Here is a 10,033-nt window from a genome sequence, read left to right on the forward strand (position 1 = left end):
ATGAAACAGATTTTGCTGGCCTATTTATTTATCTGCCTACTGGGTATAGCGGGGCTGAGCATCCTGAGTTATGGGCATGGGGCCGGCTATGTCTATTTATATTGGCGTGAGTGGCAGTTACAAACTAGCCTGTGGTTTTTGGCGGCCTCACTGGTCACGTTCAGTTTTTTGATCCATTGCCTCTGGTACGCGATCAAACAGTATCGCAGCCGTGAACAGCGTAAAAATGAAACCGTATTTAGTTTTGCCCATTTACATCCTTATGAACAACTGGCTGTAATCTGGTTATTAAATGCAGCTCAGGATCAACGGGATTTTATTCAGCAGTCTTTTAGCAAGTCGGGCTTACTCAAACATATTATTGATGCACGATTATCTTGGGGGCAACAGCAATATACAGATGCCTTGACTGCTTTAAATCAGTCTAACCCGATGGCATTTGAGTTGGCAGAATTGCAGCGAATTGAAATTTATTTATCGCAACAGCACGGTGAGCAAGCACTGACCCATTTAGAATTTTTAAATCAGCATGAATTATCACCATGGTTAATACAGGTGAAACCAGCCTATGAACATCGACTCACCACATTATGGGGTGTATTTGCCCTACAGTTTCCCTGGTTATATTTACGCTCGACTAAATATGGACATTTAGAACAAGAAGTAAAAAAAATATGGCTTGAACAATTATTATTGGCCTATGATCAAGCCACACAAGATGATTTAATTTATTTACAACAGCGTTATTTAGATTTAAAAAAGCAAGTATTTGATCGTGACTATACAGTCAAGTTATTATGGTTGAAATTATTATTCAGAATACCTGAAATGAGTGCCGAACATGAAACAATGGCAATTCATTTATTAGAGCAACAATTTAATCAGGACGTATTTTATTTGTGGTTTCAACAGCAATTGTTACGGCAGAATCCGGATTATGATCATATTGCACAGCAGATTTCGCATTGGGAAACCAAGTATCCGGCATTACCGATTTTGAGTTTTGCAAAATGGCATGTGTTACAGGCCACCGGTTATACAGAGGAAGCCCAGCATTTGCTTGACTTATATCCTGATGATATTCGTATGAGTTATTTGAGAATTAAAGCGGCCTTACAAGACCGTGAAGACTTGCTCCAGCAGTTAAATGCAGTATTTGAATCCAATGTAAACTTTATCGAAATTAAAATTTGAGAATCATCATGTCAGAATTACAACAATATCCAGTGGTTTATGCACAGAGCGTGGCATGGGGAGACATGGATGCATTGGGTCATGTGAATAATGCCATGTATTATCGTTACATAGAAAATGCACGTCTGGCTTATCTGGATGCATTGGATTTACTGAATGAATCGGTCTCTACGGTGGTCTCTTCAAATCAGTGCCGTTATTTAAAACCGGTGGTTTTTCCAGATCATTTAAAAATTGCAGCACGTATTGAAGAGATTCGAAATAGTGCATTCCGCATGCATTATTTATTATGGAGTGAAAAACAGCAAAGTATAGTAGCAACTTCTGAAGCGGTTATTGTTTGTATTGATCAAAAAACCCTGCAGAAAACTCAAATTCCAGAACATATCCGAAAGAAAATCGAAGCACTTGAATTAACAGCCGGACATGAAATCTAAAAAATGAATTGATTATTTAATTTTGTCATTATTTCTAAACTTTATTGTTATTGATTTAAATATTTATATTGAATGTTTTATTTAATATAAATATGATGGGGTATTATTTAACAAAACAAATAATATTATTTAATCGGAGAGCATTATGCCAGATATTACTCATTTATCAGTAGAAGAGTTAAAGCGTTTACAAGCCGAAGCAGAATCACTGATTGCTTCAAAAAAAGACCAAGAGATCGAAGATGCTTATCAGCAAATCTTGGCCGTTGCTGACAAAGTAGGTATGACGGTTGAACAGTTACTTGAATTTGGCGCGTCTAAACGCAAGAAATCATCACGTAAATCGGTAGAGCCACGTTATCGTAGCAAAAGCAACCCAGATGACACCTGGACGGGTCGTGGCAAGCAGCCGCGCTGGTTGGTGGCAGAGCTGGACAAAGGTGCCAAGCTTGAAGATTTCTTGATCTAAGCCTCGATTTGATCTCGTCATTAGGCTGTCATACAGACAGTCTAAGATTGCTGAACCAAGCATGATTGCTTGGTTTTTTTATATCTATGAATTGGCGTTGGGAAAAAAGTGTGCATAATGTGTCTGTATAAGGAAAACATTATAAATGGGGATTTAGACTTGAGATATTGGTCGTGGTGGGATGAGCAATAAACCTAAAACTTTAAGATGGTTCATCCTTGCTCTTGTGGCGTTTTTTGTCTTTGTGATCCTGCAAGTGCCAGCTGCCTGGTTGATTTCAAAATTTTATAAAAATAATCAGGCCTTGCACAATGTAAACGGGAATATCTGGCAGGGCAGTGCTGACTGGAAAAAAGGTAATTTGCGGGGCAGCCTGAACTGGAAAGTACGGCCATTGGACTTGCTGTTGCTGAGAGTTGGGGCAGATGTTGAATTGCATAGCGGCAATACTCAGCTTTCAGGGGTCATGGGCTATGGGCTGAATAAAGCCTTGATCGTCAAAAATCTTGAGGGTCAGCTCGCGCCGGAAACCTTAAAAAAAGTGGCAGACTGGCAATGGCCAGCGACTGCTATTCAGTTTAAAGAGGTGGATTTTAAATATAAACAGGAACAAGGCTTCAGTCAGGTGACCGGGCAAATGCAATGGGCGGGTGGTGAGCTGATTTATAGCTTTGCCCAGCGTCAGGAACGTATGAATGTACCGGCCATGACCGGACAACTGGCAGATGAGAGCGGACAGCTCTTACTCGACGTTCGGGATAACCGAGAGCAACGTATGCTGAATATCAAGCTTGATCCCAGTCTGATGCTCGATATCCAGCTTACCCAGCGCTTTTTAATGAATGCACCCTCCTATGAAGGTAAAGCTGGCCTGGATACTTATGTGATTAGTACCCGCCAACCCCTAATGGGAGGCTTGAACTAATGGCCATTTCTCTTGGCGATCTAAAAAATATCGATCTGAAACAGGCCAATCGTGTTGCGCCTGTCGTGTTGCTGTTGTTGATTCTATATTTATGCTGGAAACTGGCGGCCATGTTCTGGTTGCTGATTGCACCACCTCAAGCTATGCAGCTGGATCGGGTGGAACTGGGTTCACAACAGGCGCAAATCCCCAATATCAGTGCATTTTCGCTGTTTCAGGAAAGTGGACAAATAGTAGCAGGAGCAGAAGCTGCCAATATTCTTTTGCAAGGCGTGGTGGTTGCCAGTCCAAGCTATAACTCTTCTGCGGTGCTGAAAGTCAATGATCAGGTGGAACGTTATCGCGTTGGAGAAATGCTGGGCAACAGTGGTTTTGAGCTGGCCGAGGTCTATTGGGATCGGGTCATTCTGCGCAGAGCAACCGGTGCCACTCAGGAAGTGTTATTCAAGGGTCTGGAAAATGGCTTGAATCAGCCGATCGTGCCGGAAACTCCAGCATCTAATACGATGTCTGTTCCATCTTCGGCTATGAATAGCGTAGCTGAAGCACAAAATCTGCCTTCAGCGCAAAATGAAATCGGTCGGGCAATCCAGCAGATGCAGGAAAACAAGGATCAGTATTTACAGAATATGGGGGTCAGTGCGTCGGACGGAGGCTTTGAAATCACTTCCCGGACACCAGCTGCACTGCGTAATCGACTCGGTTTAAGACCGGGAGATCGGATTTTATCTTTAAACGGTCAGACGCTATCGCAGGGGCAAACCGAGGCGCAATTACTGGAACAGGCTCGACGTGAAGGTCAGGTCAAACTCGAAATAAAACGTGGTGATCAGACGATGACCATACAACAAGATTTGAAGTGATGTGTCATCACGCATAGGGTTAGGAAACACAAAAGTTTATGGCTTTATTTAATAATAATCGATCAGCATGGGCATGCTGTGTGGCCGCCCCGCTCGTAGCAATGATCAGTACGGCGGGTTATGCGCAAACCTGGAAAATCAACCTGCGGGATGCTGACCTCACCGCATTCATTAATGAAGTGGCTGACATTACCGGCAAGAACTTCGCAGTCGATCCGCGGGTGCGTGGTAATGTTACTGTTATTTCCAATAAAGCACTGAATAAAAATGAAGTCTATGACCTGTTTTTAGGTGTGCTCAATGTCAATGGTGTGGTGGCGATTCCTTCGGGCAATACCATCAAGCTGGTACCGGACAGCAATGTCAAAAGCTCGGGCATTCCCTATGATGCCAGAAGCCGTGCCAGTGGTGACCAGATCGTGACTCGGGTATTGTGGCTGGAAAATACCAATCCGAATGATCTGATTCCAGCACTGCGCCCTTTGATGCCGCAATTTGCCCATCTTGCAGCAGTGCCGGGCACCAATGCGCTGATCGTGTCGGATCGGGCCAATAATATTTATCAGCTGGAAACCATCATTCGTAATCTGGATGGCACCGGTCAAAATGATATGGAAGCGGTCAGTCTGCAATCGAGTCAGGCCGAGGAAATGATCGAGCTGATCGAGTCCATGACAGCCACGGGTGCAGCCAAAGATGTGCGTGGTTCGCGGGTACGTGTCATTGCAGATACCCGCACCAACCGGATTATTATTAAAGGTGATCCGACAACGCGTAAGCGGCTGCGTCAAATGATTGAAACCCTGGATGTGCCGGCGGCAGACCGTCTGGGCGGCTTGAAAGTCTTTCGTTTGAAATATGCCAGTGCCAAGAATCTGGCAGAGATCTTGCAGGGACTGGTGACAGGGCAGGCGGTGAACAGTAGTTCAAATTCTACTGGTACGTCTTCGGGTTCATCTTCCCTGAGTTCGAATAACAGTTTAAGCAATAACAACAGTAGCAACACCAGCGGAAATAATACTTCCTCCGCTATTCAGTTGAATACCGGCATGAACGCCGAGCAGGGTGGAATTAGCAGCTTTAGCGCAAACGGGGTGAGTATTATTGCCGATGCCACGCAAAACTCTTTGGTGGTTAAGGCCGATCCGCAATTGATGCGGGAAATCGAATCAGCAATTAATCAGCTGGATATTCGCCGTCAACAGGTACTGATTGAAGCTGCCATTATCGAAGTAGAAGGTACAGATGCCGATCAGCTTGGGGTGCAATGGGCCTTGGGAGATATCAGTAGCGGTATTGGGCTGATTAACTTTGATAATTTTGGTACCAGTCTAAAAAATGTGGCAGCCGGCTATCTCACCGGCGGTGGTGCAGGTGCTGCAAGTACCGTGGGAGCTGGGACTTCGTTGGTGCTCGGCGATTATCGTGAAGGCAGTGATGGTTCACGCCGTCTGTATGGTGCGCTGATTCAGGCCTTAAAAGAAAGCACCAAGTCCAATCTGTTGTCTACGCCATCCATTGTGACTATGGACAACGAAGAAGCCTATATTGTGGTCGGTGAAAACGTACCCTTTGTGACAGGTTCGGTTTCAACTGGCGCTGCTGGGGTGGCCAATCCCTATACCACGATTGAACGTAAAGATGTCGGGGTCACTTTAAAAGTGGTGCCGCATATTGGTGAAGATGGTACGGTGCGTCTGGAAGTGGAGCAGGAAGTATCGGCTGTTAATCGGGATCGTGGACAAGCGCAGGATCTGGTAACCAGCAAGCGTGCGATTAAAACTTCGATTCTGGCCGAAAATGGGCAAACCATTGTGCTGGGTGGTCTGATTTCGGATAACACCAGTTATGGCCGTCAGGCAGTTCCGGGTCTGGGCGCAATCCCTGGTCTTGGGCGTTTATTCCGTTCTGAAGGTAAATCTAATCAGAAACGTAATCTGCTGATCTTCATCCATCCAACGATTGTGGGTGATAAAAATGAGGTCAGTAAACTGACCCAGCAACGTTATAGCCAACTGTATAGTCTGCAACTGGCCCTGGATGCTGATGGTAATTTTGCCAAGCTGCCGGAACAGGTCGGTGATGTCTATCAACAGCGTATTCCGGTTTCGAAAACACCTTTACAAAATTCGTCTTATCAAACTGTGCCGACGGCTCCAGTGCCGACTCAGCCAGCTGCTGTGGTAGTCACGCCTGTCGCGATTGAGCCTGTGTTGCAGTCACAACCCGGACAACACGTCGAAAAGCGTAAAAATACCGTGACCACCACAACACTTAGACCGAAAAGCTAAGTGATGTAGCATGAACAAACAGCATGTTATGATAATGTCAAAGAGAAAAGAGAAGTAAATTCATGACTTGGAAAATACACGCGATTACAGGTGACTTGACAGGGCAAGAGATTAGCATTGACCGTGATATGCTGGTGGGACGTCATCAGGCCGCAGACATTGTGTTGCAGGCCGCAGAGATCTCGCGCAAACATGCTGCTTTCTTGCTCAAAGATGATGCGCTCTGGGTACAGGACTTAGGATCATCGAATGGCACTTTCGTCAATGATGTGCAGATTGCACAGGAAACGTTATTAAAACAGGATGATATCGTTCAGTTTGCCAGCCTGAAATTTTCCGTGTTGGCGCCTGTGGCTGCGGTAGAAGTTCCAGCAGAAATAGAAGCCACGGCAGAAAAAGTCGTGGCACAGGTTGAAGTGACTGAACCAACGCCAGCACAACAAATGAATGAGCAGGGTATACCGGAACTGACACAGCGAGATGCCTCAGTCCAGCTGACCCGAGATGGCATGCCAACCCATGTCGGGATTCCAAAACCAGCGCCGATTCCTGAAGGCGTCGATCTTGCTGCAGTGAAACCAGAACCTACGCCAATGCCGGTTGAGCAGCCTGTGTCACGGGTAGAGCAGGAAAAAGAAACCCAGAAAAATGTGTCTGTTGGTTTGATTTCAGTGATTGTATTGATTATTTTGGCAATTATGGCTTGGGTAATGTTTAAATAAGCCGATGATTGGTTACAATCAAGGCATGCACAGCGCATGCCTTTTTTGTGGCTGCGAATAATATAAAAGAGGGTCGGGATGTCTATTGCACAATTAGAACAGCGTGAACTGATCTTGTTTGATCTGGATGGTACTTTGGTTGATTCGGCGCATGACCTGTATCGTGCCATGAATATGAGCCTGAATGTGTTGCAATTGCCTTTGGTCACGGAAGAGCAGGTTCGTACCTGGGTGGGCAAGGGCACCTCGATATTTTGTGAAAGTGTATTGCTACATCTGGTCGGTGAAGTTACACCCGCACAGCATCAGGAGCTGCTGAATACTTTTCTGGATATTTATAATGTTGATCCTTGTGTCGACACGGTTCCATTTCCCGGAATTCTGAAGTTTCTCGACTGGGCCAAAGCGCAGGGCAAAACCCTGATCTGCGTCACCAATAAGCCGGAGCTTCCTGCTTGTGCTATTTTAGAGACATTGGATATGGCACATTATTTTGCCGAGACCATTGGTGGCGACCGTTTTAGCGAGCGTAAACCGCATCCGCGTCAATTATTACACTGTGTCGAACAGTATGGTGTAACGAAAGAACAGGTGTTACTGATCGGGGATTCTTCCAATGATGTGGAGGCCGCACGTCGCGCCGGGATTGATTGTATTGTGGTGAGCTACGGCTATAATCACGGTGAAAATATAGCAGACTGTCATCCTCAAGAAATTGTAGATGATCTACGTGAATTGCTTGCTTAATTAGGGTGTTAGGAAAATAAAATGAATAGTGATCAGGTTTTTCGATGGCGTCGCTCAGTTCAAGTCTATTTATACACTGAGTAAACCCAATTTAAAGAGAAAAACCGCATGACCACACAAGCACAATTCCAGCAACTTGCTGCACAAGGCTATAACCTGATTCCAGTGTACCGTCAGCGTCTGGCCGATACGGATACCCCACTTTCTATTTTCGCGCGTCTTAAGCAGCATCAGCAGGCTTATCTGTTTGAATCTGTCGAAGGTGGAGAAAACTGGGCACGCTATTCGATTATTGGGCTGGGCGAATCTACGGTATTTTCCTGTAATGCCGGTGAACTGACGGTACAGCATGCGGACGGCTCGATTGAAAAGCAGCACTGTGCAGATCCTTTTCACTATATTCGTGACTTTCAGGCTCAGTTTAAAGTGCCGACCCAACAGGACTTACCTGCATTGCCAAGCTTCACTGGCGGTCTGGTGGGCTACTTTGGTTATGATGCCGTGCGTTATATTGAACCCAAACTCAAAAATGTGCCTGAAGCAGATCCGGTTGGCTTGCCTGATATCTGGATGATGTTGTCTAAAACTGTCATTGTCTTTGACAATTTAAAAGATACCTTATTTCTGATTGTGCATGTCGATGCAGCTGACCCGATTGCTTATGAAAAAGCACATGAACAATTAAATGAATTAGAAAATATTCTGGCAACACCGATTAGCCTGAAAGCTGAAAAACATAGTCCACCACATTTTGAATCTCTAACCGGACATGACAACTTTATTGCCTCGGTTGAAAAGGTCAAAGAATATATTCGTGCCGGCGATGTGATGCAGGTGGTGCCAGGGCATCGCATGGTGTCAGATTTCGATGGTGATCCTTTGCAGGTCTATCGTGCGCTACGTCATCTGAATCCTTCGCCGTATCTGTTTCTGGTACAAGGGCAAACCTTGGAAAACAATACACCGTTCCATATTGTCGGTTCTTCACCAGAAATTTTATCGCGTTTGGAAAATGGCATTGCCACAGTGCGTCCTTTAGCAGGCACACGACCACGTGGCAAAACCAAGGAAGAAGATCTGGCCCTTGAGCAAGACTTGCTCTCTGATGAAAAAGAAATTGCCGAACATGTCATGCTGATTGACTTGGGGCGCAATGACGTCGGACGCATTGCAAAAATTGGTAAAGTTCAAGTGACTGATCAAATGGTGATCGAACGTTATTCGCATGTCATGCATATTGTCTCGAATGTACAGGGTGAAGTGCGTGACGATGTCGATGCCTTGGATGTTTTCAAGGCAACTTTCCCTGCCGGTACGCTTTCAGGTGCACCAAAAATTCGTGCCATGGAAATTATTGACGAAGTTGAGCCGGTAAAACGCGGAATTTTTGGTGGCGCTGTCGGTTATTTAGGCTGGCATGGTGAAATGGACATGTCGATTGCGATTCGTACCTGTGTGATCCGTGAAAATAAGGTCTATGTTCAGGCCGGAGCAGGGCTGGTTGCCGACTCAAATCCCGAATCTGAATGGAATGAAACCCAAATAAAAGCTCGCGCAGTGATCAAAGCGGTTGAATTATCATCAAATGGTTTGATTTTATGAGTTTTTGGGGTTTTTTTTGAAAAAAACACTTGCATGGTTTGTGAGTTTTGCTAAACTGCACACCGTTCCGATACGAAACGTACGAAACACTAAGAAACGCCGGCATAGCTCAGTTGGTAGAGCAACTGACTTGTAATCAGTAGGTCCACAGTTCGAATCCGTGTGCCGGCACCATCTTAGAGAGTTTCAAGAGTTGAGTAAAGAACAGCACTGATGTAAGTGTAAAATGGTGAGGTTCCCGAGCGGTCAAAGGGGGCGGACTGTAACTCCGCTACGAAAGTTTCGAAGGTTCGAATCCTTCCCTCACCACCAATTTTAATACTTCAATAAGTGGTTTGTACCAACATCGTGCGGGAGTAGCTCAGTTGGTAGAGCGGTAGCCTTCCAAGCTGCATGTCGCGAGTTCGACCCTCGTCTCCCGCTCCATTGAAGTGCTAATATTTGCTCTTATAGCTCAGTGGTAGAGCACTCCCTTGGTAAGGGAGAGGTCTCGAGTTCAAATCTCGATAAGAGCTCCAGATTACAGTTTAGCAATTTTTATTGCACAATATTCCAGAAGCAGGCTATTTAGTCTGCTTTTCAAGTATTTGGTATTTGGTTTTTTAAAACGACATGTCGGAACTGGGTTTTACTCAGAATTGTGTTCGACGTAAACGAGGAGTATTAACATGGCTAAGGCTAAGTTTGAACGTAATAAGCCACACGTTAACGTGGGCACAATTGGTCACGTCGACCATGGTAAAACAACTTTAACAGCTGCGATTGCAACTGTATGTGCGAAAC

Annotated in this window: 10 protein-coding genes and 4 tRNA genes; all 14 read left to right on the forward strand. The window is 45.2% G+C overall.

The window, feature by feature from the left end; translation table 11 throughout:
* On the forward strand, positions 1-1,194 hold the full coding sequence (locus LOZ91_RS06110; RefSeq protein WP_005095249.1) for a heme biosynthesis protein HemY: 1,194 nt from the start codon (positions 1-3) through the stop codon (positions 1,192-1,194).
* An 8-nt stretch (positions 1,195-1,202) separates the two neighbouring features.
* Positions 1,203-1,631 carry a thioesterase family protein gene (locus LOZ91_RS06115; protein WP_005173055.1) on the forward strand — a complete coding sequence of 143 codons (429 nt, stop codon included), beginning with the start codon at positions 1,203-1,205 and terminating at the stop codon, positions 1,629-1,631.
* Between the two features lie 142 nt (positions 1,632-1,773).
* Positions 1,774-2,100: an H-NS histone family protein gene (locus LOZ91_RS06120; protein WP_167381258.1), complete on the forward strand. Its 327-nt coding sequence runs from the start codon at positions 1,774-1,776 to the stop codon at positions 2,098-2,100.
* Positions 2,101-2,281: 181 nt separating this feature from the next.
* Positions 2,282-3,025: a type II secretion system protein N gene (gspN, locus tag LOZ91_RS06125; protein ID WP_005095254.1), complete on the forward strand. Its 744-nt coding sequence runs from the start codon at positions 2,282-2,284 to the stop codon at positions 3,023-3,025.
* Positions 3,025-3,888 (forward strand): type II secretion system protein N, encoded by an 864-nt coding sequence (locus LOZ91_RS06130; protein ID WP_244782818.1) that lies wholly within the window; start codon positions 3,025-3,027, stop codon positions 3,886-3,888. The genes gspN and LOZ91_RS06130 overlap by 1 nt, the downstream gene beginning before the upstream one ends.
* 38 nt (positions 3,889-3,926) lie before the next feature.
* Positions 3,927-6,179, forward strand: coding sequence for a type II secretion system secretin GspD (gene gspD, locus LOZ91_RS06135; RefSeq protein WP_180071880.1), 2,253 nt, complete (start codon positions 3,927-3,929; stop codon positions 6,177-6,179).
* Between the two features lie 62 nt (positions 6,180-6,241).
* Positions 6,242-6,901, forward strand: coding sequence for an FHA domain-containing protein (locus LOZ91_RS06140; protein WP_005095259.1), 660 nt, complete (start codon positions 6,242-6,244; stop codon positions 6,899-6,901).
* 78 nt (positions 6,902-6,979) lie between these two features.
* A complete protein-coding gene (gene gph, locus LOZ91_RS06145) occupies positions 6,980-7,648 on the forward strand; it encodes a phosphoglycolate phosphatase (protein ID WP_100329455.1) in 669 nt (222 codons plus the stop codon).
* A gap of 108 nt (positions 7,649-7,756) precedes the next feature.
* Positions 7,757-9,250, forward strand: coding sequence for an anthranilate synthase component I (gene trpE / locus LOZ91_RS06150; RefSeq protein WP_180190847.1), 1,494 nt, complete (start codon positions 7,757-7,759; stop codon positions 9,248-9,250).
* Positions 9,251-9,348: 98 nt separating this feature from the next.
* A tRNA-Thr gene (locus LOZ91_RS06155) sits at positions 9,349-9,424 on the forward strand.
* A 54-nt stretch (positions 9,425-9,478) separates the two neighbouring features.
* Positions 9,479-9,562, forward strand: a tRNA-Tyr gene (locus LOZ91_RS06160).
* A 38-nt stretch (positions 9,563-9,600) separates the two neighbouring features.
* Positions 9,601-9,676 (forward strand) — tRNA-Gly (locus LOZ91_RS06165).
* A 17-nt stretch (positions 9,677-9,693) separates the two neighbouring features.
* Positions 9,694-9,768 (forward strand) — tRNA-Thr (locus tag LOZ91_RS06170).
* A gap of 150 nt (positions 9,769-9,918) precedes the next feature.
* Positions 9,919-10,033 (forward strand): GTP-binding protein (locus tag LOZ91_RS06175; RefSeq protein ID WP_244782822.1); only part of this gene is annotated, 115 nt, incomplete at its 3' end.

Origin of the sequence: Acinetobacter sp. F-1, from assembly GCF_022869025.1 — a bacterium.
GTDB classification, from domain to species: Bacteria; Pseudomonadota; Gammaproteobacteria; order Pseudomonadales; family Moraxellaceae; genus Acinetobacter; species Acinetobacter pseudolwoffii.

Bases quoted from the DNA above. Each gene is read 5' to 3' on its own strand.
- LOZ91_RS06110 (WP_005095249.1), top strand. From the start codon at position 1: ATGAAACAGATTTTGCTGGCCTATTTATTTATCTGCCTACTGGGTATA.
- trpE (WP_180190847.1), top strand. From the start codon at position 7,757: ATGACCACACAAGCACAATTCCAGCAACTTGCTGCACAAGGCTATAAC.
- LOZ91_RS06130 (WP_244782818.1), top strand. From the start codon at position 3,025: ATGGCCATTTCTCTTGGCGATCTAAAAAATATCGATCTGAAACAGGCC.
- gspD (WP_180071880.1), top strand. From the start codon at position 3,927: ATGGCTTTATTTAATAATAATCGATCAGCATGGGCATGCTGTGTGGCC.
- LOZ91_RS06140 (WP_005095259.1), top strand. From the start codon at position 6,242: ATGACTTGGAAAATACACGCGATTACAGGTGACTTGACAGGGCAAGAG.
- gspN (WP_005095254.1), top strand. From the start codon at position 2,282: ATGAGCAATAAACCTAAAACTTTAAGATGGTTCATCCTTGCTCTTGTG.
- gph (WP_100329455.1), top strand. From the start codon at position 6,980: ATGTCTATTGCACAATTAGAACAGCGTGAACTGATCTTGTTTGATCTG.
- LOZ91_RS06115 (WP_005173055.1), top strand. From the start codon at position 1,203: ATGTCAGAATTACAACAATATCCAGTGGTTTATGCACAGAGCGTGGCA.